Annotated in this window: 22 protein-coding genes; 6 read left to right on the top strand and 16 right to left on the bottom strand. The window is 68.8% G+C overall.

Annotated features, from left to right (window positions below):
- Positions 1–35: 35 nt before the first annotated feature.
- Genes JGU66_35205 through JGU66_35195 form a run of 3 tightly spaced genes read right to left on the bottom strand, consistent with a single transcriptional unit; the run spans position 36 to position 4987 of the window.
- On the bottom strand, positions 36–1079 hold the full coding sequence (locus tag JGU66_35205) for an alpha/beta hydrolase (protein MBJ6766031.1): 1044 nt from the start codon (positions 1077–1079) through the stop codon (positions 36–38).
- Positions 1080–1102: 23 nt separating this feature from the next.
- Entirely contained in the window at positions 1103–2644 is a 1542-nt protein-coding gene (locus JGU66_35200; protein ID MBJ6766030.1) for a GMC family oxidoreductase, read from the bottom strand.
- 18 nt (positions 2645–2662) lie between these two features.
- Positions 2663–4987, bottom strand: a complete 2325-nt coding sequence (locus JGU66_35195; protein MBJ6766029.1) for a GMC family oxidoreductase — start codon at positions 4985–4987, stop codon at positions 2663–2665.
- 222 nt (positions 4988–5209) lie between these two features.
- Between JGU66_35195 and lepB the strand changes: the two genes are divergently transcribed.
- Entirely contained in the window at positions 5210–6451 is a 1242-nt protein-coding gene (gene lepB, locus JGU66_35190; GenBank protein MBJ6766028.1) for a signal peptidase I, read from the top strand.
- Positions 6452–6468: 17 nt separating this feature from the next.
- On the opposite strand, the gene JGU66_35185 is transcribed toward lepB, so the two are convergent.
- From JGU66_35185 to JGU66_35170, 4 genes are all read right to left on the bottom strand, one after another.
- On the bottom strand, positions 6469–6918 hold the full coding sequence (locus JGU66_35185) for a hypothetical protein (protein ID MBJ6766027.1): 450 nt from the start codon (positions 6916–6918) through the stop codon (positions 6469–6471).
- A 270-nt stretch (positions 6919–7188) separates the two neighbouring features.
- Positions 7189–8436 (bottom strand): hypothetical protein, encoded by a 1248-nt coding sequence (locus JGU66_35180; GenBank protein MBJ6766026.1) that lies wholly within the window; start codon positions 8434–8436, stop codon positions 7189–7191.
- Between the two features lie 214 nt (positions 8437–8650).
- Positions 8651–9112, bottom strand: coding sequence for a hypothetical protein (locus tag JGU66_35175; GenBank protein MBJ6766025.1), 462 nt, complete (start codon positions 9110–9112; stop codon positions 8651–8653).
- 195 nt (positions 9113–9307) lie between these two features.
- Positions 9308–10165 carry an NAD(P)H-binding protein gene (locus tag JGU66_35170; GenBank protein MBJ6766024.1) on the bottom strand — a complete coding sequence of 286 codons (858 nt, stop codon included), beginning with the start codon at positions 10163–10165 and terminating at the stop codon, positions 9308–9310.
- A gap of 353 nt (positions 10166–10518) precedes the next feature.
- Here JGU66_35170 and JGU66_35165 point away from each other — a divergent pair, with 353 nt between their 5' ends.
- Complete coding sequence (locus JGU66_35165) at positions 10519–11517, top strand: kinetoplast-associated protein (GenBank protein MBJ6766023.1); 999 nt, start codon at positions 10519–10521, stop codon at positions 11515–11517.
- 637 nt (positions 11518–12154) lie between these two features.
- Here JGU66_35165 and JGU66_35160 read toward each other — a convergent pair.
- The 3 genes from JGU66_35160 to JGU66_35150 all read right to left on the bottom strand — a co-directional run bounded on the left by JGU66_35160 (position 12155) and on the right by JGU66_35150 (position 13808).
- Entirely contained in the window at positions 12155–12631 is a 477-nt protein-coding gene (locus JGU66_35160; protein ID MBJ6766022.1) for an EVE domain-containing protein, read from the bottom strand.
- Positions 12628–12999, bottom strand: a complete 372-nt coding sequence (locus JGU66_35155; protein MBJ6766021.1) for a VOC family protein — start codon at positions 12997–12999, stop codon at positions 12628–12630. The genes JGU66_35160 and JGU66_35155 overlap by 4 nt, the downstream gene beginning before the upstream one ends.
- Positions 13000–13118: 119 nt before the next feature.
- The gene (locus JGU66_35150; GenBank protein ID MBJ6766020.1) at positions 13119–13808 is read right to left on the bottom strand and encodes a YafY family transcriptional regulator; all 690 of its coding nucleotides are present in this window, start codon (positions 13806–13808) and stop codon (positions 13119–13121) included.
- A 91-nt stretch (positions 13809–13899) separates the two neighbouring features.
- On the opposite strand from JGU66_35150, the gene JGU66_35145 reads away from it, so the two are divergent.
- Positions 13900–14256: a hypothetical protein gene (locus JGU66_35145; GenBank protein ID MBJ6766019.1), complete on the top strand. Its 357-nt coding sequence runs from the start codon at positions 13900–13902 to the stop codon at positions 14254–14256.
- 22 nt (positions 14257–14278) lie between these two features.
- Here the strand turns inward: JGU66_35145 and JGU66_35140 are convergent, their stop codons facing one another.
- Both JGU66_35140 and JGU66_35135 read right to left on the bottom strand, forming a co-directional pair.
- A complete protein-coding gene (locus JGU66_35140; protein ID MBJ6766018.1) occupies positions 14279–14773 on the bottom strand; it encodes a hypothetical protein in 495 nt (164 codons plus the stop codon).
- A 23-nt stretch (positions 14774–14796) separates the two neighbouring features.
- Entirely contained in the window at positions 14797–16086 is a 1290-nt protein-coding gene (locus JGU66_35135) for an AAA family ATPase (GenBank protein MBJ6766017.1), read from the bottom strand.
- A 212-nt stretch (positions 16087–16298) separates the two neighbouring features.
- Here JGU66_35135 and JGU66_35130 point away from each other — a divergent pair, with 212 nt between their 5' ends.
- Entirely contained in the window at positions 16299–17081 is a 783-nt protein-coding gene (locus tag JGU66_35130; protein MBJ6766016.1) for a class I SAM-dependent methyltransferase, read from the top strand.
- Between the two features lie 33 nt (positions 17082–17114).
- On the opposite strand, the gene JGU66_35125 is transcribed toward JGU66_35130, so the two are convergent.
- A complete protein-coding gene (locus tag JGU66_35125; GenBank protein MBJ6766015.1) occupies positions 17115–18431 on the bottom strand; it encodes a tetratricopeptide repeat protein in 1317 nt (438 codons plus the stop codon).
- A gap of 58 nt (positions 18432–18489) precedes the next feature.
- On the bottom strand, positions 18490–20148 hold the full coding sequence (locus JGU66_35120) for a hypothetical protein (protein MBJ6766014.1): 1659 nt from the start codon (positions 20146–20148) through the stop codon (positions 18490–18492).
- A gap of 215 nt (positions 20149–20363) precedes the next feature.
- On the opposite strand from JGU66_35120, the gene JGU66_35115 reads away from it, so the two are divergent.
- Positions 20364–20741 (top strand): hypothetical protein, encoded by a 378-nt coding sequence (locus JGU66_35115; GenBank protein ID MBJ6766013.1) that lies wholly within the window; start codon positions 20364–20366, stop codon positions 20739–20741.
- 15 nt (positions 20742–20756) lie between these two features.
- Positions 20757–22505, top strand: coding sequence for a peptidoglycan-binding protein (locus tag JGU66_35110; protein ID MBJ6766012.1), 1749 nt, complete (start codon positions 20757–20759; stop codon positions 22503–22505).
- Between the two features lie 6 nt (positions 22506–22511).
- Here JGU66_35110 and JGU66_35105 read toward each other — a convergent pair whose 3' ends face one another.
- Both JGU66_35105 and JGU66_35100 read right to left on the bottom strand, forming a co-directional pair.
- On the bottom strand, positions 22512–23495 hold the full coding sequence (locus JGU66_35105; GenBank protein MBJ6766011.1) for a 2-dehydropantoate 2-reductase: 984 nt from the start codon (positions 23493–23495) through the stop codon (positions 22512–22514).
- The coding region (locus JGU66_35100; protein MBJ6766010.1) for an AMP-dependent synthetase at positions 23492–23714 on the bottom strand (223 nt) is incomplete at its 5' end. The genes JGU66_35105 and JGU66_35100, both read right to left, overlap by 4 nt.

Genomic DNA, 23714 nt, shown 5'->3' with positions numbered 1-23714 from the left:
GTTCTCCCAGTGCTGACCTGCGACGCCACCGTGACTCAGGCGGTGGCTTCGAGCGCCTCGCGCAGCACGGGGTAGGTGTCTTGTGACGCGGTGGCGCCCATGAACGTGTCCAGGTGGCCGTAGCCCTCCAGGACGTGGCGCTGATAGAGGCCCTCGCCGTGCGCCGCGCGCAGCCACGCGTAGGTGCGCTCCGTGGACGTGGGCAGGTACGTCCGGTTGTGCTCCCCGGACACGAAGGTGATGGGCAGGCGCAGGTGCTCGGTGCGCACGTAGCTGAGCGGCACGGGCTGCCCATGTCGGCGCAGGTTCTCCGCGCGCCCATGGTCATAACCCACCGAGTGACCCACGCGCGCCATCTGCGCCAGGTGGCGGAACGTCTGGAGGTTGCAGCGGCCGAACTGCTCGTCCAGCCGCGCGTGCGTCTCGCGGTTGAGGCGCGCGTGCTGGTACAGGTGCCCGTACATGAACGTGAGGCGATGGCACACGGTGCTGTCGCACTCGAGATGCATCGCGTTCGCCAGCGCGCCGAACGCGGCCTGGAACAAGGGGTGCTGCGCATCCTCGGTGGGCGACAGTGAATCGAGCCCGATGTCCAAGAGCTCGGGCACGCGCATCAGGGACTTGAGCTGCGTCACCGGGGGCACGTCATGGTGCAGCGCCACCTGCGAGGCCACCACCGCGCGCACGTCCGGCAACAGGCCCGAGGCCAGCGCCATGAAGAACGTCACCGAGCCCGCGCAGTGCACCACCGCCTGCACCGACGGCGCGCCCGTCACCTGGCGCATCTTCTTCACCGCGGCGGGCATGTCGTTCGCGGCGGCCTCGTCGAGCGAGAACTGCGTGAGCGGCATCTCCGTGCTCGCGCGCCAGTCCAAGAGCCACGTGTCGTAGCCATGGCGCACCAGGTGCTGCACGAAGTTCTCTTCGAGGGTGGGCAGCATGAACATGCCGCTCCACACGCCCGCGCCGTGCACCAGCATCACCGGGCCCTTCGCGCCGCCCCGGTAGCGCGTGAGCTGGAGGGGCGCGCCATCTTCCGCGAAGAAGTCGTGGCGCTCGGGAGAGGGGAGGGAAACCATGGTCTGCTCCACGTCGAGAGAGGTCAGAAGCTGCGCGCCACGGCCTCGGCGATCCGCTCCGCCGCCGCGCTGATGGTCATCACCGGATGGAAGCCGATGGCCGTGGGGATGACCGAGCCATCCGCCACGTAGAGGCCAGGGTGATGGAACACCTCGCCCTCGGTGTTCACCACGCCCTGCTCGGGGGACTCGGCCAGGTGCGCTCCACCCAGCGAGTGCACGGTGATGGGGCGCCGGAAGAGCTGCCACGTGACGAGCGGCGCATACGTGGCGCCGTACTGCGAGGCCAGCTCACTCATCGCCTCGGAGATGCGTGCGACGAGCGCGGCGTTCTCCCGAGCGAAGTCCCACTCCACGTCCAGCCGGTCGCCCTTGAGTCCCATGCGCCCATTGGCGTTGTCCTGGCCGATGGCGAACAGGTTGCACGCGCCGGACGCGTTCGCCACGGAGCCCAGGGGCTTGCTCAAGAGTCCCTTGCCCAGGGCCTTGTGCAGCAAGGGACCCAGGCAGGTCCACAGCGGCGCGCCGATGCCCTGGAAGGGCCCGAGCCTCGGCTGGCCCATGCCCGCGAGCACCTCGGTGACGGGCTTGTTGAAGGTGGCCGTCACCATCGTGAAGCGCGGCTCGGCGTCGAAGAACTTCATCACCGTGGCCACGTCGGGCCCCACCCATGGCTGCAGGTCCTCCCGCGCGTTCTGGAGCGAGCCGAGGAAGTCTCCGTTGCCTGAATACCCATGGCCCAGCCGCGCGCTGACGCGGGGCAGGGTGCGCGCCCGGTCGCGGCTGCGCAGCAGTATCTCCACCGTGCCCAGCGTGCCGGCGGACAGCACCACGCGGGTGCCCTCCACGACGCGAGGCTCGCCCGTGGCCAGGTCGGTGGCGTGCACGCGGTAGCCGCCCGTGACGGGCTCGACGTGGGACACCTGCGTGCGAGGCAGGACGGTGGTGCCCAGCGCCTCGGCGCGCGCCAGGTAGGTGAGGTCCATCGTGTTCTTCGCGCCGTGCTGACAGCCGAACTCGCATTCGGCGCAGAGCTGACAGGGCTTGCGGCCGGGGGCCGAGGGCTCCGTCCAGGACACGGCCTCGGGCGGGTCGAACGTGGGGCGGCCCATCTGGTTCGCGGCGCGCTTGAACGCCTCGCGCTTGGGCAGATGGATGGACTCGGGAACAGGCGACAGGCGCAGCTCGCGCGCGACCTTGTCGAAGTAGGGCTCCAGCGCGTCGCGGGTCCACGTGCGCGGCCAGCGCGGGTCCTGGAACACGACGGCATCCGGGCGCACGTGGATGTTGGCGTAGATGAGCGAGCCGCCGCCCACGCCACTGGCCGTCACGGTGCCCATGCCAGACAGGAAGCGCACGTCGTAGAGGCCCTGGGCGCTCGGGCGCGATGCGTGACGCCACAGGAGCGAGTCCGGCTGCGTGACGTCTCGGGGGAACTGGCCGGGGGGATAGCGCCGCCCGCGCTCCAGCACCGCCACCGACTTGCCGGCCTGCGCCAGGCGCAGGGCGCTGATGGATCCGCCGAAGCCAGAGCCCACCACCACCACGTCGTACCGCGTTGCCATCACCACGTCGCGCGTCTCCTATTCCATTCGGGGACGCACGAAGACGTCCCACAACGAGCCCATGAACATGGCCCCGAAGCGCCGCAGCGCATCCGCTTGGGCCACGGGGGAGGAGGTGCCGAGCACCTCGAAGGTGGTGACCTGCCGCATGAAGTCCGGCAGGTGCAGGCGGATGATGCCACTGGACACCACGGGTCCGCCGCGCGTGTGGCCTCGGCGGATGACGGTGTGGAGCGTGGCGGTGGCGCCCCACACGTCGAAGGCGCCGTGGTCCTTCACGTCCTTGAAGCCGTCCAGCAGATACGGCTGGCCATCCGTCCCGGTGAAGGGCAGCAGGTACAGCATGCGCCGCTCGTAGAACCCGGTCGCGTCCACGAAGAGGTTGAAGAGGCCGTGCTCCACCGTCGCGCCCTCGGGCGGGGTGAGGCCGTGCACATGCACGGTGCCCTGCGCGAGCGCCGCGTGGGTGGGCTCCGCGAGGAAGCGGTCCAGGTTGAGCGCGCTGATGGTGACGGTGAAGTCGGCCACGGTATGCGCGCGTTGCCCCGCGCGCTCCGCGCCCGCGTAGTCGTCCACGGGGAGGTGTCCCGCGGAGACGAAGCCCCGCATCCGCTCGGTGAAGCGCAGGCCCACCACGGGGGTGGGAGAGGGCGGGGTGCCGCCCTTGGGAATCACCACGGATGCCATGGGGTCGATGCGGGGCACCACGCGCGGCGGCGTCACGCGCAGGGCCGAGGTGAGCGGCGCGGGGGCACGCTCGGGCGCGGTCCAGTTCGGTTGGCCGAGCGCCGAGCGGATGGCGCGCTCGACGTTGCGCTCGGCCACGGCGGCGATGGTGGAGGACGGGTTGACGCCCGTGCTGGCGGGCAGCGCCGCGCCATCGAGCACGTACAGGCCGGGATGGCCATGCACTTCACCCTCGGGCGTGAGGACGCCGTACGCGGGCTCCTCGGCCATGGCGCAGCCGCCCAGGTTGTGCACGGACACGGGGATGTGCAGCCGCGACCAGAGCGGGTTGTAGGCCGCGCGTCCGCCCAAGGCGCGCGCCACGTCCTCGCAGAGCTGCTCCTGCGTTCGATACAGGGGCAGGTTGCCGGGCACGTCCCACTTCACCTCCAGCTCGCGCGTGAGGGAGGAGAGGGACAGCTTGCCGTTGCCCTTGTCTCGCCCCATGGCGAGGAACACAGCCTGGAAGCGACCGGCTTGCGCATCGATGGAGGCCAGGTCGCGGGAGCGCAGCCGCAGCGCCTTCACCAACTCGGCCTGGAGCGCGTCCGAGGGCACCGGCCCGTCATGTCCCGGCGCCATGAGGTGCAGCAGACCGGCGATCTGCGACGGGTGGCCGCCCTCCTGGAAGAGGAACCACGTCCTGTCCGCGTCCTGGCCCTGGTCCACCACGAGGCTGGTGGTGATGGTGGGGCCCTGGGCGGGGTCCCACATCTCGCGCGTGTCGAAGGCGAACGCGAGGAAGTCTCCGTTGGCCGAGTAGCGGCAGCCGAGCCGCTCGCTCAGCCGAGGCAGCGTGCCCCAGGCATCGCGGCAGCGCAGCAGCAGCTCGGTGGTGTTGACCGCGCCCGCGCAGAGGAAGACGCGGCGCGCGTCCACGGTGCGCGAGACGCCGCCCGCGGCGTGGTCCGTGTACGTGACGCGATAGCCCGGGGACAGCGGCTCGATGCGGGTGACCTCGGCCTGCGTCGTCACCTCGGCGCCGCGCTGCTCGGCGACGGCGAGGTAGTTGAGGTCCAGCGTGTTCTTCGCGTGGACGTTGCAGCCGATGTCGCATTCGCCGCAGAGGTTGCAGCCCTCCTGCGGGACGTTGAACTTGTTGAGCACCGTCTCGCGAGCGGGCGTGAAGTTGACCGCGAGGTCGGGGTGGAAGAACTGCGCCTCACGACCGAGCGCGCGCGCCACCTCCCGCATGCGCCGCGTCTTGGTGGGCAGCTCGCCCGCGCGCGCGGTGATGGGCTGGAGGTCCAGCATGTACGCGACCAGGTCGTAGTACGGATCCAACTCGGCGCGGCCATAGCCCTCGGGCCAGTCCGAGGCGAACGCTTCCGCGGGTGGGCGCAGGTGCACGTTGGCGTAGATGAGCGAGCCGCCGCCGTAGCCCGCCGCCTGCACCATGCTCATCCCCGGCAGGAGCTTCACGTCGAAGAGGCCCTGCTCGTGCTGCCACAGCCAGCCGTTGAGCGGGTTGGACCAGTCACGAGGGAAGGCGTTCTTCGGATAGCGGCGCCCGCGCTCCAGGACGCGCACGGACAGGCCCGCCTGGGCCAGCCGGCACGCGGCCACCGCTCCTCCAAAGCCAGTGCCGATGACCAGGCCGTCGTACGCGAGCCCCATGTGCCCCCTCGTCCCTTCCCACGTCCACGTGGCGCGTGTCGTCTCCTACAACGGTCGGCGTCCGATTCCTTGGTCCAATGCGACTCCAGGGCTCATGACGCGGGCGGGCATGCGCCGCGTCGCCGGGATTCCTGGACTTCGCCTGGGCTATGAAGCGAGGCGGCTCGGGGTGGGGGGTGGCTCGTCCCTCCTCAAGGAAGTCTTTCGGAGCAGCCCTCGCCCATGAACACGGCCCGTCCCTTCGAGAAACCGTCCGCCACGCTCGCGGCCCGGCGCACCCCCGCCCAGCACGCCGCGAGGCGCCAGCACCTGCGGCGCGAGCTGCTGACGAGCCCCTGGGCGCCCTTGTCCTTGTTGGGTATCGCCTTCGTGCTGGACGTGGCGCTCATCGAGTCCCTCCCCGAGACCGCCGCGTGGGCCCAGCCCGTGATGCGGGGCTGGGGGCTGGCGATGGTGCTCGCCAGCGTCGCGCTGTGGGGCTGGCGTCAGGTGTCCGCGAAGGCGCGGGCGCTGCTTCAGCCGAGGCACGACGCGAGCGAACTCATCGCCGAGGTGGAGCGCCTGCTGTCGCGTGGAGCCGGTTCGTTGCCCGCGCCCGCCGTCGAGCGCCTCCTGGAGCACGCCTTGCGCGTGGAGGCCGCGTCGATCGCGGACCATGCGGACACGCTTCGAGCCGAGGTGAAGGTGCTGGACGGGCTCGCCACCGAGCTTTGGGGCGCGCAGCGCCGACCCTTCGCGGGCAGCTTTCTCGTGGGCATCGCGAAGGCGCTCTTCATCGCGCTGCTCATCCGGACCGTGATCATCGAGCCGTATCGGATTCCCTCGGGCTCGATGTTGCCCACGCTCCAGCTTGGAGATCAGGTCTTCATCAACAAGTTCATCTACGGCGTGCGCATCCCGCTGCTCAATGTGGTGCCCTTCCGCATCGTCCGAGCGCCGGCGCGGGGTGACGTGATTGTCTTCAACAATCCGGTGGACACCTCCACGGACCTCATCAAGCGCGTGGTCGGCGTTCCGGGCGATACGGTCGAGTTCGTCGACGACGGAGTGGTCATCAACGGGCAGCCACAGCCGCGCGAACTCGAGTCCGCGAACTCGGTCGTGCACAACCGCGCCGAGGAGAGCGGGGCGTGGTTCGAGGAGCACCTCGTGCTGTACCGCGAGCACCTGTCGGGGGTGACACACGCCGCGCTTCAGAACCCCGTGCGCCCGCCGGCCCGAGCGCACGAAGGCCCGTATGTCGTTCCCGAGGGCCACGTCTTCGTCGCGGGGGACAATCGCGACAACAGCCTGGACAGCCGCTACGGCCTGGGCGGTCCCGTGGTGCCTGCCTACGTCCCCGATGGCCACATCAAAGGCAAGGCCATGATTGTCTGGCTGTCATGGGGGTATGACGGCCTGTTGAGCAGTCTTTTCAAGGGCACGGGGCTGCGCGCCGAGCGCTTCTTCGAGCCGGTGCGCTGAGGGGCCCCGGGGAGGGTTCAGCAGCCGCAGGCGACCTTCGCGCCGGTCTGGTACTCGCGGTCCGTGCAGCTCTGGCCGGCCGGGTTGTAGCAGACGCGGTAGCGGGTCTGCTGGACGTACTTGGCGGGCTTGCCCACGGTCTGCGGGCACGAGCCGGGGGGACACTGGGGGATGAAGCTCGGGTCGGTGTTGTCCTTCAGCTCATCCTGCGCCCCGCCCGCGAAACACGAGCCGCAAACCCAGGTATAGCCACACGACGTGTCCTCGGTGCACGTGGTGGTCCCAGGGACGTCGACCCACGGCGAGAACGCGGCACAGGAATCATAGCCAGGGCAGCTCCCCAGCGCGGCCTTGGACTCCACGACGGAGTCATCGCCCAGGGGCGCGTTCTCGTCGCCCGGCATCGCGCCACAGGCGCTCAAAGCCAACACCGCGGACACCGTCGCCATCGCACGCAGCAACGTCATTCCTACCTTCTTGGGTCTGTTCCTTCCCGTGCCAGCAGGCGCCCCGAGGATGAGGCGCGGCGACACGGGAATTTCAGATTAGGCGTGAATGAGGTTGCCCTATCAAGACCACAGTGTGTTGGGCATCTATCAGCGTCCACTCATGGACAGATGGGCATCCGCCTCGAGCGAGCCCACCGTTCGGGTCGATGCGCTTGGACAGACACGACCGCCGGGGCCCGTGCAGGCCCCCGGCGGTGGGATTCGGCGCGTCAGTGAGGGGCGGCGTGCTTACGGGGCGTGCTTCGGATCCACCGTGAGGCAGGGCTCCATCTTCTCGGGGGCCACGAGGAAGGGCTCCGCGCGCCCCAGGCTCCGCGAGACGCCCGGCGCGGCGAAGCCAATCGTGCCGCCGCCATCGAAGAGCAGCGCCAACCAGTCATTCTGCGACGCCGGGAAGACATCCGTGGCGGAGCCGCTGCGGTTGAAGTCCAGGGCGTAGGTGCCGGGGTCAATGTTGATGTTGTTATTGAAGTCGAGGTCGGTGTCGGCATGGCCAAACACCGAGACGCCGTTGACGCGGATCCCTCCAATGCGAGAGAGGTCAGCCTCCGTGGTCGGGGCCACGGGCGCGAACGCGGTCGTCTCGCTGACGGTCCTCTCGTCGAAGGCGGCCACCTTCACGCGTGAGTAGTCGAGCGTGCCACCGATGCGGTCAATGACGAACCCATAGAACTGGTATTCGTAGTTCATGATGCTCAGGTAGTTGGGCTTGTAGTTGGAGTCGTCATTGCCGCCGTGGCGCAGGCCGATGTTGTGCCCCAGCTCGTGCATGAGGGTGCCCGCCAGCGCCAGATCGGTCACGCCTCCCACGAAGCCCAGGGTCACCACGAAGTCATGCGCGGGAATGCCGCGCGAGATGCCGCTGGAGTTGCCTCCGTTGTAGCGGTTCGCGAACAGCATGTAGTGGAAGTACGGCGCACGGTTCGCGGAGAAATACTTGGCCTTGATGGTGTCGAAGTCGGTCCAGACCGGATTCAAGTCCTGGTCCGCATCCGCGGCGGCGATCTGCTGATCCAACACCAGGTGCAGGTTGATGCCCGTGGTCCCATTCGGGTTGTTCACCGGCGCGTTGGCGAACGCCGTGATCACGCTGTTCAGCAGCGCCTGGGAGGGCTGGAGGCCGGGGTAGTAGTCCACCTCCACGAAGATGTCCTTCTTGCGCGCGTTGGCGCCGAGGGCACTCAAATCCAAGCCGCCGAAGCCGAATGATTCGACGTAGTCGCTCAGGTTGTCCCCATCGGTGTCCGCCTTGTTGGGATCGGTGCCCAACACCGCCTCGACGATGTCACAGATGCCGTCATGGTCTGTATCCAGGGAGGTGATGAGGCAGCCGGCAGGGAGCGGGAGAGGCACGGCCTCTGCGACCAGCTCATCCTGGCGAGTGCTGGGCTGTGCCGCGTCCGGTGGGGGCACGTCTCCGCAGGAGCTCAACGCCAACACCAAGGACACCGCCGCCACCGCTCGCAGCAACGTCATTCCTGCCTTCATGAGCCGTTCCTTCCCCATGCCAGCGGGCGCCTCGAGGACGATGCGCGGCGACAGGAGGAAGCCAGATTAGGGGTGAATGAGATTGCCCCATCAAGAGAGCAGTCTGTCGGGCATTCACCACTGTCCGGTCACGGACAGATGCGGTCTTGAATCGAGTGGACCGCTCCCCCTGGGAGGAGGAGCGGGGGCTCGGCGGCGTGCTTCAGCAGCCGCAGGCGTGGACGGCGTACTGGTGCTCGTAGTCGGTGCAGCCCTGGCCAGCCTGATTGTAGCAGTAGCGGTAGCGCTCCTGGAGGCCGTACGTGGCGGGCTTGGGCTGGCGGTAGGCGTTGCCGCAGGGGCAGGACGGGATGAAGCTCGGGTCGCTGCCCTCCTTCACCTTGGCGGGCTCCTGGCCGCCGCCAATGCACTCGTTGTCACAAGCCCACACATAGCCACAGGACCCCGCGACGTCGCAGTAGGCGTTCGCGTTGATCTCGTACCAGGGCGAGAAATTGGCGCAGGAGTCATAGCCCGGGCAGCTCCCCAGGTTCGCCTTGGACTCCATCAGGGACTCGTCTCCCGTCATCGAGGCGTCATCCGAGGGCACCGAACCGCAGGCCCCCAGGGCCAGCACCGCGGACACCGCCACCACTGCACGCAGCATCGTGATTCCCAGCTTCATGACCAGCTCCCCCCTCGTGCTCGACGGCGCTCCGAGAATGGAGCGACGTTGCACCAGGCGAGACACGCTAAGCAGGAAATGAGTGCATTTCTCAATCCCGCGAGAGTGTTCAGAATCGGTCCTTGTTGAGGAGTGAACAGACGCTTTCCCGAGGCGGAGGGGTCGTGCCGCCCCGGGAGAGTAGGCAATGACTGCTCACGCCGCCCGAGCCAGACGGAAGGCGCTCACGTGCTCCTGGGCCCACTGCTGGAAGGTGCGGGCCGGAGTGCCCGCGATTCGCTCCATCGTGGGGACATACGCGGGGCTCTCGAGGCCGCAGACGCCCGGAATCATCAGCTTCACGGAGTCCGCGTCCGGGGCGTGCTTTGCCATCTCGGCGAGCGCCTGGGTGTCGTTCTGGTCGACGAAGGTCAGCTCCCGGCCGAGGGCCACGCTGAGGGCGTGGACCTTCTGCTGGGGCGTGAGCGCCTGGGGCCCGGTGAGCGGGTAGATGGCGCCCGCGTGGCCCGGCTCGGTGAGCGCGTGGAACGCCACGTCGGCGATGTCACCGGGGTGCACCGCCGCGGAGGCCAGACCCGAGGTGACCACGCGCACGACGCCCTCGGCCTGGATGGAGGGCACCCAGGCCATCACATTCGAGGCGAACTCCCAGGGCCGCAGAATCGTCCACTCCAGCCCGCTCTCCCGCACGAGCTGCTCCCCCATGAGGGCGCCGCCGCCCGGCACGGTGTGGGGATGCGTGCCAGCGAGGAGGGAGGACACCACCACCGCGCGCTTCACCCCCGCTTCGCGCGCCAGGGCGAGCACGGCGGGCAGGTCCACGCGGTTGGCCACGTCGCCCGCGGTCATCAGGAGGAACAGCGCCTGTGCCCCTTGCAGCGCGGGCCGCAGGGACTCCGCCTTCGTCAGGTCGCCGGTCACGACCTCGGTGCCCTCGGGCACCACCGTCCGCTTCGCGTCCCGCGTCACGGCCCGGGTGGCGTGGCCTGCTCGCCGCAGATTCCGCACCAGCGCGCTGCCGACATTTCCATTGGCTCCGGTCACGACGATCATTTTCTGCCTCGGTGGAGTCCACGCCCTTCGCCATGAAGGGCCGGTGAGTGACTCCCTTTCGATGGCGCATGAGTAGTCCGGAGGGTTCGGACGAGCCATGTGCGAAACTCCGTTTCCTTGGTCCAATCGTCCAGGTTGAGCACCCTTCTCCGGAGGGCTAGGCGGGTGCGCGGAGCGCCTCAGAGGGGCGCGGCGCGATGGGGGACGGAGGGCCCTGGCCTGGCGGTTCTCGCGGCCGGCAATGTCAGACCTGAAGGGTAGAACTCTCGCATGGCCAGCCGAGAGGGGGCGGCGCCCAAGCGGCGCTCGCAGGCCATCCCATTCCCACACCATTCCCATACCTGGAGGATTCCATGGCCGCGCGCAATCGTTCTACCGAGGAGACCAAGGCTGCTTTTGATGACATGTCTCGCAAGGTTCGAAACAAGCCTGTCATTCCGTCGAAGGAGCAGGACGCTCGGAATACCCACGCGCGCAGCGTGCTGACGGGCGTGGCGGGGCTCACGGCCGAGTCAGCCGTGAAGAAGGTGACCGAGGCGGGGCTCACCATCAACAAGACGCTCGGTGGCATCAACGAGCAGGTGATTTCGCTCGTGGAGGAGCTGAAGAAGCTGGATGAGGCCATCCGGCTGAAGACCGAGGAGCTGGCGGCGCTGCATGGCCGAGACGTGGCCGCGAGTGCCATCGACGTGCTGGTGGCCGAGTACGACCGGCGCAAGGCGGACCTGCACGTGGAGCTGGAGCGGATGCAGAAGGAGGCGGCGGAGTCCCGCGCGCGCTTCCAGGCCGAGCTGACGGCGGAGCGAGAGGCGGCCGAGGTCGCGCGCAAGCGGTCCGACGAGGCGTATGTCTATGACATCCAGCTCCACCGCAAGAAGGAGCAGGACGCGTTCCAGGAGGTGCTGCGGCAGCAGTCGGCCCAGGAGCGCGACCGCAAGGAGAAGCTGGAGAAGGACTGGGCCACGCGTGAGGAGGCGCTGGCTCTGCGTGAGAAGGAATTGACGGACCTGCGCAAGCAGGTGGCGGACTTCCCGGCGGTGACGAAGCGCGAGGTGGATGCGGCCTCGGCGATTGTCGGCAACCGGGTGAAGTCGGAGTGGGAGTTGAAGTTCACGCTGGCGCAGAAGGACGCGGAGACGGCGCAGCGCGTGGCGGGGATGGAGGTGTCCTCGCTGAAGGAGACGAACGTGCGTCAGGCCGCGGCGCTCCAGGCCCTCCAGGCCGAGCTGGCGGAGGCGAAGCGCCAGGTGCAGACCATCGCCGAGAAGGCGCTGGAGTCCGCCTCGGGAGCCCGCGCGCTGGCGGAGGTCCAGGGCGTCATCGCGAGCCGCGAGTACAGCAAGAACAAGTAGTCACGCCCCACGCGCCCTCCTTCGTCATGGAGGAGGGCGCGGGCCGGGGCCTGCGCTATCGTGTCGCGCATGGTTCATGTGGCTCAGCCTGTTCTCCTGCCGGCCTTGCCTCGCCCCGTGTACTGGGGCTTGTTGCTTTTGTTGTCGCGGGCCTCGTCATTTTTGGTGAGGCGATCATTAGGGTCTCGTTGTGGCGCTGGCTACCGCTCGACGACTACCTAGTTTTAGAGAGTGGAGGCTGCATGCCCATTGTTGGCGGCTCCTTCGTGGGGATCGTCGCCGTGGTGGGACTCTGTGCGCACAAAATCAGAGACACTTTGCGGCGTGGCGTTGCGTCTCCCGTCTGGACCGCCATTGTAATGGCAGAGTTGCTTCGAAACATCGGGGGGGCCTGGGTGTTGGGGCGGCTGTTCTTTCTTCCGACTGCCTGGGACGCGCTTCCTTGCGACGCGGAGTCGTGGCTGTATTCGGCTTTCGTGTGGTGGCCCGTGCTCCTTGCCGTGACTCTGTTTGCCTGGCGCGTTGTGTCTCCGCGAATTCCAGTGACGTCCAGGGGATTGGCAACGGGCTCCTTGCTGGGAGCCCTCGCTGCCGTGCTGATATGGCATTTCCTCGCGGAGCGTATCACCGAAGTCTTCTACATCCAGGGGCTGCTCGAGGACGCCATCTCTCGTTCCTGAGTCAGCATGCTGGAGCCGGGCGCTCCCATCGCGGAGGAGATGAGCGCCAGGTCGTGCTCGCTGAGAGGAATCAAGCCGCCGCGCAGGCGATAGCCCCAGTTGCGCATGCCCGCTGAGAAATCCAAGACATCCAAGAGCGGGCGGATGGGTGCGGTTCTCGCCGCCAACCAGCTCACGTCTCGGCGGAAAGGGATGAAGCCGCCGCCCATGTCGAAGCGGTAGGGCTCGCCTGCCTTCACGATGCCGAGCGCCGTGAAGGCCTGGAGCGTGTCCTTTCCCTGAAACGTCACCGTGGGCGAGTAATAGACCACCCGGTCTCCCGGATGGAGGCGTCGCAGTGGCGCTCCCTTGCCGTGGCAGACCTGCATGAAGCCGCCTTGGCGGCCTCGGAGGACGTGCTCCTCGGAGGCCACCGCCAGCCAGCCCTGACTCACGGCGCACCCGGCGCGAAGACGCGGAGGCGGTGCCCGTCCGGGTCGAGCGCGACGAAGGTGTGGCCGAAGTCCATCTCGGTGGGGGCCTGGGCGATGGGGAGTCCTCGGCCTTTCCAGTCCGCGTGCCATGCCCGGACGGCGTCGGCGTCCGGGACGGTGAAGGCCAGCTCGCTGCCGCCCACCGTGCCGCTGGCAGCGGGCTCCACGGTATGCCTGGCCCAGAGGCCCAGCATGTACCCGGAGGGCAGCGCGAACATGGCGAAGGTGGGGGAGGCCTCGACGGGCGGCTGGCCCAGGAGGTTCGCGTAGAAGGCGGCGCTGGCGGTGGGGTTGTCGACGTAGAGCAGGATGAAGTTGGGCGTGGCCATGAAGTCGTTTCCGGTGCGCTCGACGGGAAAAGCCCCGTCGGCCGAGGCGGGCTCGCCGCGTTCGGTGAAACGACTCATAGGGGACGCTGCTGTCAGTTTCTGTCAGCAGCGCGCACGGGCTACTGGGGTGGGATGCGCTCGGACTCGAACCAGGTGCGCAGGAGTTCCCGACGGGGCCGGGGGTAGCGCGTCTCGGTGGTTTCCAGGGTGCTGATGCGGTCCACCCGGAAGTGGCGGAAGCCCTCGCGCAGCTCGCACCACGCGACGATGACTCGCACGCGGTCGAAGAAGCCCACGGCGAAGGGCCAGAGGGTCCGGGTGCTCGGGGCGTCTGTCTTGTCGCGGTAGGAGATGACGACCTTGCGCTCCTCGCGGATGGCTCGGCGCAGGGCGCCCAGGTCGATGTCTCCCGCGATGATGGGGTCTCCCGGGCCCACGAGCAGGGTCGTGGACTCCAGCTCCTCGCGAAGGTCGGCGGGCAGCACGGCGGCAATCTTGGCGAGGGCGTCGCTCGCCGCGCGCCCCAGGCGTCCGTCCGCTCGGTGCGCCACCCAGCGCGAGCCGAGCACCAGCGCCTCCAGTTCCTCCTCGGAGAACATCAGCGGGGGCAGGGTGAAGCCCGGGCGCAGGACGTAGCCGAAGCCGGGCTCTCCCTCGATGCGAGCGCCCTGGGTCTGGAGGCTGGCGATGTCCCGGTAGAGCGTGCGCAGGCTGACGCCCAACTCCTCCGCCAAGGTGGAGCCGCTGACGGGGCCTCGCTGACGTCGGAGGTGTTGAAGCAGGTCGAGCAGTCGTTCCGCGCGAGACACGGCCGGCACCTTAGAGCCGATTGAGGTTCCGTGGGGTAGTGTCTCGACGCGCGGCGCTGTCTGACCTCTGTCCTCACGAGCGTTCACACCCATGCCCACTGAGCCCGCATCTCCGTCTGTCTCCGTGTCCACCCAGCTGGGCGTTTCGTTGGCGAGCGCGGCGTTCCTCGTCGTCGCGTTCTTGCTCTCCGGCGGCTCGGTCGGGCTCACGGTTGGCGTGGTGATCGACAAGGCCATCGACTCGGATCCCCACGGGCTCCCCGGCCTTATGGGGTTGGTCCTGGGCACCCCCACTGGTGCCCTGCTGGGCACCGTCGTCGGGCTGTTCTGTCTCCGGGGACGCACGCGGCATCAGCGCGTGCGACTGGGATGGCTCGCGCTTGCCGTTGGCGCGGTCTGCGCGCTTGGAATGTGGGGCTCGGTCCAGCTTGGCCTCATGAGCTGGTGAGCGACTTCACGCCGCACCCCACTCAGGGGGACGCGGAGGCACCGGCTGCGTCGCCCTCCAGCGACACCGCCTCGAAGTGGATTCGCGCGTCGCGGGGACGGACGAGGAAGAGCCGCACGCGGATGCCGGGGTGCGCCTTGCGCAGCTCCTCCGCGCCGAAGCGGAGGTCGTCGAGCTGCTGCTTCGCGACGAACTCCGGGCCCAGCGCACCGTGGCGCGCCTGGTAGTAGCCACAGCCTTCGTGGGCCAGCAGGAGGACCTCGGTGATGTGGTGGCCCCGGATGAGGAACTCCGCGGCGCGCGCCACCACGTCGCTCTCCAGATAATCCGCCACCCAGCGGTTGAGCAGCCCGGGACCGCCGGGGAGGGTGAGCGTGTCGATGCGCGCATGTCCCAGGTGCGCGGCGAGATCCTCGACCGCCTCGGTGAATCGCCCATCCGAGCAATAGACCGCGAGCGTGGTCGGGTGCGTGCGCTCGAAGGGGACCTGGGAGGTGAACGCGAAGGTGTCGGACATGGCCCGAGGCTACTCGTGCCGAGTCACCCGAGGCCATGGGTGCGCAGCAATGCGCCGCGACCATGAGGAGCATCGCACCACGGGGGGAAGAGGCGGGTAGCCACGTCCGCGTCGGGCTGACTCCAGCGCAGACGCTCGGGGCCGGGGCCTTGCTCCACCGCGCAGTGGATGACGGAGCGGCGCAGGTCCTGGGCCGAGCGGAACGTGACGTGTTCGAGCAACAGCGGGTTCTGGCTGGTGAGAAAGGCCTGTCGCGCGCCCAGCTCGTCCACGCAGGTCGCGACGTGACGGGGATGCAAGCCGTTGGGCAGCTCGTCCGCGATGACGAAGTCCTCGTTCACGTCCAGGTAGTACAGGAAGGACAAGAGTCGCTTCTGCCCGTGACCGAGCTGCTCCTGGCTCCGCGTGGTGCCATCCCGCCGCGTGAAGCGGAAGCTGAAGCGACCGAAGGCCAGCCTCCCTCCATCCTCGTAGTCGCGTCGCTCCAGCACCTCCACCCGCATCGTCCCCGAGGCGAACCCCGCCAGTTCCACGAACCGCGCCAGGAAGTTCCGCTCCAGCTCATCGTGGGCGAACTCCAGCGCCTCGCGCGGAGGCTCACGCTCCACCTGCCGGCGCAGCCAGCCCGGCAGCCACGTGGGCAGGGCCATGAGCCCCAAGGGGAACACGTCGTCGCCGTGCGACTCCATCGCGTAGCGATGCGTGCCAATGCGCTCGAACGTCCCGAGCGCCTCGTCGAAGCGCGACGGCGACAGGAGGAACGTGCGGCGCAGGAGTTCGCGCAGCCGCTCGCGCAGGCCGCGGTCGATGTACTGCGCGCCCATGAAGAGCAGCGTCCACACCGTGCGGTCCAACACGGACCAGTGCATGCCTCGCGACCAGACCGACACGCCATCCACCTCGCAGCCCAGCCCCGAGGCATCTGCGCGCACGCGCAGCCGCGTGTCCGGGCCGGAGAGCCGGACATCGGCCTCCAGGTAGGGGTGCAGTCCGGTGTCGGGCTCGGAGGGCGGCAGCGCGAGCGCGAGGCGCGGCGTGACGACGGGCACGGTCACTGCGTCCGGCGTGGCGGGCAGGTTGCGCACGACCATGTCCAGCGTCATGCCAGGAAGCTCCACGCGCCACGCGAGCGAGAAGGGCTCGTGGCGCATCGTGGAGAAGTCCGCGCGCAGCACCTGGGAGATGAGCTCCAGCAGCGTGGTGCGGCCCGTGCCGTTGTCACCCAGCACCAGGTTGTGCGCGGGCCCGAACGTGAGCACCGTCCCGGGCGCGACCTCGCGGTAGCCATGGATCTCCAGCCGCGTGAGCTTCATGTCACCACACGTACCAGACGCCTCGGCGGGCCGCAGGCGCGATGGCGCACGGGATTCCGTCCGTGCTGGTTTCGTGCAGTACGTCTCCAGGGGATTGAACAGTGCCGTGGTCGCCTGCCACCCCAGGGGCCCGCCGCGTGTCGGGAAAGGACATCCGCATGGCGCGTGGTTTCCCCAGCGGCGCGCGGGGCTTGAGGCTAAGAGGAGGCCCCATGCGCTTCTTCCTGCTCACTGCCTGTCTCTCCCTCGCGGGGTGTGCCCACACCGCCTCGCCCGATGCGTCCACCCCCGTCACCACGGCGTCCGTCGCGTCCTCGGCGCGCGCCATCGTCGATGCGGCGGATCGGCTCGACGCGGACCGCGCCCTGGACGCCGGCCGTCACCCGGCCGAGATGCTGGAGTTCATCGGCGTGCGGCCCGGCATGAAGGTCGCCGAGGTGATGGCGGGCGGCGGATACACCACGGAGTTGCTCGCCCGCGCGGTGGGCCCCGAGGGCGTCGTCTATGGCCACAATCCGAAGTGGGTGCTGGAGCGCTTCGCGGAGAATCCGTGGAGCGAGCGGCTGGCGCGCCCCATCAACCAGCGCGTGGTGCGCGTGGACCGCGAGCTCGACTCGCCGCTGCCGCCCGAGGCGACGGGCCTGGACGCGGTGGTGAGCAACGCCATCTACCACGACACCGTCTGGACGGGGACCGACCGCGCCAAGATGAACGCGACCATCTTCCAGTCGCTCAAGCCCGGCGGCGTCTACGTCGTCATCGACTCCAGCGCGAAGGCGGGCACGGGCGTCGCGGACGTGCAGACGCTGCACCGCATTGACGAGCAGGCCGTGCGCGCCGAGGTGCTCGCGGCGGGCTTCCAGCTCGCGGGCGAGAGCGCGGCGTGGCGCAACCCCGAGGACACGCGCGACTGGAGCGCGAGCCCGAGCGCGGCCGGCGCGCGCCGTGGCACCGGTGACCGCTTCGCGCTCAAGTTCGTGAAGCCCGCGAAGTAGCCGCGGGCCTCGGCTCGCATTCGGTGGCGCGCGTCAGCGGGAGCGCGCCGCCGCTTCCTTCAGGTTGGACTCGAGCCGCCGCGCCTGCTCGGCCATGTCGTTCCCCGCGGGCGCTTCCTGCTGGATGCGGCGGGCCAGCTCCATGGCGCGGTCACGCTGTCCCAGCTTGGTGTGCGCGAGCGCCAGGTTGTACATCACGGTCCAGTCGCCCGCTGGCGCGACCTTCAGCGCCTTCTCCAGGAGCGGAACGGCCTCGGCGTTCTTCGCCGGGTTGTTCATCTGGATGAGCAGGCCGGCGAGGTTGGTGAGCGGCTTCCAGTTGTCCGGCGCCAGCTCCACCGCCTTGCGGTACGCGTCCTCGGCTTCCTTCTCCACGGGCACGGCCTCGAAGAGGTTGCCCAGGTGGAAGTACGCCTCCCAGCTCTTGGGGTTGCGCTTGAGCAGCTCGCGCGCGGCCTGCTCGCTGCGCTCGAAGTCCTTCTCCAGCAGCGTCAGGTTGGCGAGGTTCAGCCAGGCCTGCTCGTAGTTGGGCGCGACCTTCAGCTCGCGCTCCACGTAGCCCACGCCGGCCTCGGTGTCGGAGAGCATCATCGACGCGGCGAGCGCCTTCTCCAGCAGGGCCGGATGGTCGCCACAGCGCGCGAGCCCGTGGTCCAGCACGTCGCGCGCGGCCTTGTACTCCTTCAGCTCGAAGAGCACGTCCGCGAGCGTGGCCCACATGTCCACGTTGGTGGGCGCCAGGTCGCGGGCCTTCTCGAAGGCGCGCAGCGAGTTCTCGAACTGGCGCGTCTGCTTGTAAGCCATGCCCAGCGTGTAGAAGCCGTCCGGGTTGTTCGGCTCCAGCTCGGTGGCCTGCTTGAGCGGCAGGATTCCCCACGCGCCCCGTCCCGCGGCGGCGAGCACGCGGCCCAGGTTGAACTGGCACAGGAACACCGTGGGAGACAGCTCCGCGCCCTTCTGCAGGTGCTGGAGCGCGGTCTCCACCTCGCCCGCGGCCTCGTGCACCAGGCCCATCAGCGTCCACGACAGTCCTTGGCCGGGGCCCAGGCGCACCGCGGCGGTGGCGTGCACGCGGGCCGAGTCGCCGTCGCCCGTGAAGAGGCTGATGCGCGCGAGGCCTTGGTACACCTCGGGGATGGACGGATTGCGGTCGAGGACCTGGTCGAAGAGGGTGGCGGCCTGCTTCAGGTCGCCCTCGCGCAGCTTCGCGTCGGCTTGCTTCAGAAGGGCCTGCGTCGCGGCGGTGGTGCCGGACGCGGCCTCGTTCTCGCGGAAGAGGCGCTTGGCCTCTTCGTAATTCCCAGCCTTCAGCTGCTCATACCCACGGCGGTACAGGTCACTCTGGGCCATGGGCGGGAGTATTCCTCACCCGCTCGGAGAAGACGAGCGGGTGCGTGGAGTGAATGGCTTAGAGGCCGATCCAGCCGAGGACCTTCTTCTTCGCGCTGCTCGCGATGGCCTTGGCGTCGTCGAGGCCGAGCTTGCCGTCGTGGTTGGCGTCGGCCACGGCCACCGCCGTGTTCTTCGCCATCTCACCGACCTGCTTCACGTCGATCTCCACCGTGGCCGACGCGCCCGCGCCCAGGCCGAGCGCCGCGCCCGCGCTGCCGCCAATCTTCAGCTTGCCGTCCTCGTAGCCGATGACGCCCGTGGCCTTCGCCTCGGCGCCGGCGCTCGCGTACGCGCTGGCCTTCACCGCGAAGGGGCCGGCCGAGGCCTTGACCTCGCCCTCGACCTTGGCGACCGCGGAGGCGCCCACCGTGCCCTCGGCGATGGCCGTGGGCGGGTTGCGCGTGACCTTCACCTTGCCGGTGGCCTCGGCGGAGACCTCGGCGGACGCCTTGGCCTTGCCCTCGACGGAGGCGTTGAGGTCCACGCCCGCGACCTTGACGCTCTTGGTCTGCGCCTTGCCGCTGATGTTCACCTCGGCGGAGGCGCTGGCCTTCGCGGAGACGCTGGCGTCCAGGCCGTTGGTGTTGAGCTTGCCCTTCGCGTCGACGCTGGCCTTGGCCTCGAGCTGCGCGCCGGCCTTGTACGAGGCCTCGCCATACTTGCCCGTCGTCTTGCCCGTCTTCTCCGCATACAGGCCAGCCTTGGCCTCGCGGTTGTAGGCGGCGTTCACGCCATCCGCGCCCACGCTGAAGCTCTGCGAGCCGGAGGTGCCCACGCGCGAGCCCACGAAGGTGCCCGGGGTCTTGGAGGTGTTGTTCTCCTTGATGTGATTGAACTCCGACTTCCACTCCTTCTTCACGCCCGCGGCGCCCAGGAGGTCGCCGGCCGTCTGCGCGCGGCTCAGCTTGTCCTTCTTCGCCTGGGTGAAGCCGCTGTCGGCGGAGCTGGGCTTCAGCTCCTTCTCCTTGTTGAAGCCGACCTCCTTGTTGAACTTGTTGTTCTTCCAGTCGGTCTGGTTGCCCAGCGTGTACTTGCCATCCTCGAACTTGGAGACGGCGGTGTTGGTCCGCTCGGTGCCAGTCGTCTCCTTGGAGGTCTTGGTGGTGGTCGTGTTGCCGTTCTTCGTGGCGGTGCTGGACTCCTTGGTCACCGCCTTGTTGCCGTGGGAGTCCGTGGTGACCGAGCGCGTGTCCGTCTTGGACGTGTTGCCCGTGGTCACCTTGGTGCTCTTGGCGTCGACTTCCTTCTTCGTGCCGCGGTGGTCGGTCGTCTTGGTGTTCGTCTCGGTCTTCGCGGTGTTGCCCTTCTCGCGGCTGACCTCACGCTGATGCGTGGACGTGGTGCGACCGAAGACGTCGGACTGGGTGGTGCGGGTGTTCTTCGCCGTCGTCCCGCCCGTCTTGGACGTGGTGGCGTACTTGAACTTGGACTCGCCCAGGGGACCCTTGGAGGTGGTCAGCTCCTTGGACTGAGTGGTCTGCTTCTTCGTCGTGGTCGACGAGCGGCTGACAGAGCCGTCCTTGTTCGTCTTGACCGTGCTGTTCGACGAGTTGGCGAGCTTCTTGATGTCCTTCTGCACCTGGGCAGCGACATCCTTCAGCGCCTTCGGGTTGATGAAGTTCGCCGGCTTCGGACGCGGCGCGGACCGGCTGCCACTGTTGTCGATACGGGCCACGGGATTCTCCTGAAGTGCGTTTCCTCTATCATCGGAGGTGCGGCCTCAAATGTTGTGGCCGGAGGGTGTTTTTTCGCACAGTCCGGTGGATCAACCCGGAAGCACACCTTGTCCGACATAGCGGGCAGCACGGGTTGTGCCGGTTTCATCTCGTTTTCCTATACTGGGGCGATTCGAGCCTCGCCTACGGGCGCCTTGCGGCTCGGGGGGACGTCATGGCGGAGACGAAGCTCCAGGAGGCGTTGACGAAGTTGGGGGACCTGGCGGCGGATTTCTCGTCGTTGGAGGTGCTGACGTACACGGGGGACATCGAGGCGGTCCTCAAGCCGGACAAGCAGGGCATCGACTGGGATGGGCTGTTCACCCGGGCCACGGGCACGCAGGCGCAGGGGACGCTGAAGCTGGTGGCGGCCACGCGCGTGCTCTTCGATGGGGACGTGCAGAACTTCCAGACCCAGGAGAAGTTGGAGCGTCTGGATGAGCTGCTGCGGCTGCATGACCAATCCGTGCAGAGCGGCCGGAGCGCGCGCACCGCGCTGATTCAGTACTTCGCGGACAACCTCAAGGCGCTCGTCCCCAAGTTCCAGAAGTAGCGCGGGGGCGGCTGGGTGAGCACCTCGTGGGAGGACTTCCTCACGGAGCTGGGGGGCGGTGAGTCTGCGGCGCGGTTGAGCCTGGACCCCGTCCCTCGGGAGGGTGGGGGCGGCATGGAACGGGCGGCGCAGTCCGTGCCGTCCTCGTGGATGGACTCGGCGGCGGAGAGCGAGCCCGAGGCGATGCGCGCGCGCTTCCAGGCGATGCACGGGCTGGAGGCGGGGATGGAGCGCTTCGAGCGGGGCCTGGCGCTGGCGTCACTGCCCGCCGAGGATCCGTTCGAGGATCCGCAACGGATGACGCGCGAATTGGAGCCGCGGGTCCGCGCGGTCCGAGCGCGGCTGGCGCTCCTGGGGTACTCCGTGCGGGACGTGACGAGCCACCGCCTGGATGCCCCGCTTCGTCGCGAGGTGCGGCGCTTCCAGGAGGAGGCTGGGATTGTCCAGGACGGTTGGGTGGGGCTGGAGACGTGGATGGCGCTCCAGGCGCTCATCACCCTGGAGCCTCCGCTCGACCTGTCCCACTGGCTGCTGCCTGGGGATGAGCCGAGGCCGGCGCTCGTGCGCGCGCTGGCGCTGCGCTTGCGCATGCTGGGCTTCGAGGCTCCCGCGACCGCTCGGGCGAAGGCCCTGCGCGAGCCATTGGCCCGCTTCAAGGCGGTGGTCCGGACGCTGGGGCTCGATGGCGGGAGCGCGCTGACGGACCGGGCCGCGCTGGAGCTGGCGTTCGACGATGACGCGCTGCTGTCGCTCGGGCACATGTTGCAGACGCCGTTGCTCGTGGAGGGCTCGGAGGATGAGTCGGAGGCCGTGCGGTTCATCCGCCGGCTGGTGCGCTCCGAGCTGTGGTTGCTTGGCTATGACGTGGGCGCGCTCGACTCGCGCACGGACACGGACGTGGGGCGGCGGTTGTTGCGCGAGGCGCTCGTCGCCTTCTGGCGCGACCAGGAGCACTCGGACGCGGAGCTGGCGGCGCGGGGGGGGCGCATCGACGAAGCGCTGGTGAAGGCCCTGGCGGCCGAGCATTCGCACGCGGAGGTGGCGCCGGAGCTTGTCGCGCGCTTCGTGGCGGAGAACCCGCAGGAGATGAAGGACGTGTGGACGCACACCATCTCGCGCGACCCCATCTTCTTCCTCTGGGATGGGCTCTCCCGAGGCGCGCGCTGGCTGGGGCGACGGCTGACGATGGTGGGCGACTCGCTCACGACGGTGGCCTCGGTGCTGGCGAAGGGGGTCGCGCACGCGAAGACCTTCTGGTGGAACCTCGTCCGCTACGCGTACCAGCACGCCAGCGTGGTGTTCACGACGCTGCGCAAGGCCATGGCGATGTTCGTCGAGGGCATCAATCCCTTCCTCGCGGGGGAGATGCGGGTGGGTGCTGGCAACGGCCTCGTGGCGTGCCGGCTGCGACTCGATGGTGACCTCTGCGTCGTCGTGGGCCCCGACGCCGAGCCGCCGCGCTTGCAAGACCTGACCGAGCGACTCACGCGCGTGGGGCTGTGTCTGCGCGTGGGGGCTCGCGCGATGGCCCTGCTCACGCGCGAGACACTGCAGCTCTTCTCCGGGGGCGCTGGCTGGATTCCCCTGCTGACCCAACTGGTGGATGACGCTCGGCGCTGGAACGCGCTCCTGGAAGAGTTGGTGTCTCTGCAGGAGCCTCCTCCCGTGGAGATCATCGAAGTGTCGCCGTGGCGGAAGGTGGCCATCGTTGGCGCCACGGCGTTGGTGCTGGGCGCGTTGGCGTGGCTGCGATTCCACCACTAGGCGCGATCACCTCGCGGGATAGCAGCCCGCGGCGCGTGCACGCTCTCGCACCAGGGTGAGCACCAGCTCCGCGGTGGGCAGGGGCTTTCCCACCAGGTGTCCCAGCTCCACCACCGCGCCGAGCAGCGCGTCGATCTCCATCGGGCGTCCGCGCTCCAGGTCCTGGAGCATGGACGTCTTGTGCGCGCCGACCGCCGCCGCGCCTTGGATGCGTTGATCCACGGGGAGCAGGAAGCGTGCGCCCAGCGCTTCGCCCACCGCTTGGGCCTCGACCATCATCCGTCGCGCGATGTCTCGGAGGTCCGGCGCCGTCGCGAGCGTGTCCAGGGTGGCTCCGGTGAGCGCGGACAACGGATTGAACGCGAGGTTGCCCCAGAGCTTCATCCACAGCTCGTCGCGGATGCGCGGGCGGATGGGCGCCTTGAAGCCCGCTTTCGTGAGGAGCGCCGACAAGGCCTCCACGCGTGGACTGCGCGACCCATCCGGCTCGCCGAGGACGACCCGGTCTCCGTACAGGTGTGTGACGACGCCTGGCCTGGTGACCTCCGCCGCGGGGTAGACGACCGCGCCGATGACGCGCGATGGAGGCAGCGTGCGCCAGAGCACTCCGCCCGGATCCACGCTCTGGAGGACGTGGTCTCGGTACGGGCTGTCGAGTGCATGGAAGTACCAATAGGGGACGCCATTCACCGCGGTGACGAGCGCCGTCTCCGGCCCGAGCAGGCGCGCGATGTCGGGCGCGGCATCCGTCAGGGCATGGGCTTTGAGCGTGAGGAAGACCGCGTCCTGGGGGCCCGCCTCGTCGGGCGAGTCCGTGCAGCGCGGATGGACGGTGACGGTGACTCCGTCGCTCGTCAGCGTGAGGCCGTGCGCACGCATCGCGGTCAGGTGCGCCCCTCGGGCGATGAGGGTGACGTCAGCGCCCGCTTGGATCAGCTTGACGCCCAGGAGTCCGCCAATCGCTCCCGCGCCGAAGATGGCGATCTTCATGACGTGAGGCCCAGTCGCTCGGCGAGCCCCAGGCGCTGCACCTTTCCGGTGGGCCCTTTGGGCAGCTCGGAGAGGAACACCACCCGACGTGGCACCTTGAAGTCCGCCAGCCGGCGCGCCACGAAGTCCCGCAGCTCTCGTTCGGAGACGTGTGCTCCTTCGCGCGTGACGACCGCGGCGGCGACCTCTTCGCCGAGCATCGGATGCGGCAGCGCGAAC

It is taken from the genome of Myxococcaceae bacterium JPH2 (assembly GCA_016458225.1).
In the GTDB taxonomy this organism is placed as follows: domain Bacteria; phylum Myxococcota; class Myxococcia; order Myxococcales; family Myxococcaceae; genus Citreicoccus.
The sequence above is the reverse complement of the archived record's forward strand: the minus strand, read 5'-3'. Positions and strand labels throughout refer to the sequence as shown.

Excerpts from the sequence above, each read along its gene's own strand:
- JGU66_35105 (MBJ6766011.1), bottom strand. The coding sequence starts at position 23,495 with ATGAAGATCGCCATCTTCGGCGCGGGAGCGATTGGCGGACTCCTGGGC.
- JGU66_35135 (MBJ6766017.1), bottom strand. The coding sequence starts at position 16,086 with ATGAAGCTCACGCGGCTGGAGATCCATGGCTACCGCGAGGTCGCGCCC.
- JGU66_35185 (MBJ6766027.1), bottom strand. The coding sequence starts at position 6,918 with ATGACGTTGCTGCGTGCGATGGCGACGGTGTCCGCGGTGTTGGCTTTG.
- JGU66_35180 (MBJ6766026.1), bottom strand. The coding sequence starts at position 8,436 with ATGACGTTGCTGCGAGCGGTGGCGGCGGTGTCCTTGGTGTTGGCGTTG.
- JGU66_35205 (MBJ6766031.1), bottom strand. The coding sequence starts at position 1,079 with ATGGTTTCCCTCCCCTCTCCCGAGCGCCACGACTTCTTCGCGGAAGAT.
- JGU66_35175 (MBJ6766025.1), bottom strand. The coding sequence starts at position 9,112 with ATGAAGCTGGGAATCACGATGCTGCGTGCAGTGGTGGCGGTGTCCGCG.
- lepB (MBJ6766028.1), top strand. The coding sequence starts at position 5,210 with ATGAACACGGCCCGTCCCTTCGAGAAACCGTCCGCCACGCTCGCGGCC.
- JGU66_35140 (MBJ6766018.1), bottom strand. The coding sequence starts at position 14,773 with ATGTCCGACACCTTCGCGTTCACCTCCCAGGTCCCCTTCGAGCGCACG.
- JGU66_35125 (MBJ6766015.1), bottom strand. The coding sequence starts at position 18,431 with ATGGCCCAGAGTGACCTGTACCGCCGTGGGTATGAGCAGCTGAAGGCT.
- JGU66_35195 (MBJ6766029.1), bottom strand. The coding sequence starts at position 4,987 with ATGGGGCTCGCGTACGACGGCCTGGTCATCGGCACTGGCTTTGGAGGA.
- JGU66_35170 (MBJ6766024.1), bottom strand. The coding sequence starts at position 10,165 with ATGATCGTCGTGACCGGAGCCAATGGAAATGTCGGCAGCGCGCTGGTG.
- JGU66_35165 (MBJ6766023.1), top strand. The coding sequence starts at position 10,519 with ATGGCCGCGCGCAATCGTTCTACCGAGGAGACCAAGGCTGCTTTTGAT.
- JGU66_35115 (MBJ6766013.1), top strand. The coding sequence starts at position 20,364 with ATGGCGGAGACGAAGCTCCAGGAGGCGTTGACGAAGTTGGGGGACCTG.
- JGU66_35200 (MBJ6766030.1), bottom strand. The coding sequence starts at position 2,644 with ATGGCAACGCGGTACGACGTGGTGGTGGTGGGCTCTGGCTTCGGCGGA.
- JGU66_35155 (MBJ6766021.1), bottom strand. The coding sequence starts at position 12,999 with ATGGCCACGCCCAACTTCATCCTGCTCTACGTCGACAACCCCACCGCC.
- JGU66_35145 (MBJ6766019.1), top strand. The coding sequence starts at position 13,900 with ATGCCCACTGAGCCCGCATCTCCGTCTGTCTCCGTGTCCACCCAGCTG.
- JGU66_35130 (MBJ6766016.1), top strand. The coding sequence starts at position 16,299 with ATGCGCTTCTTCCTGCTCACTGCCTGTCTCTCCCTCGCGGGGTGTGCC.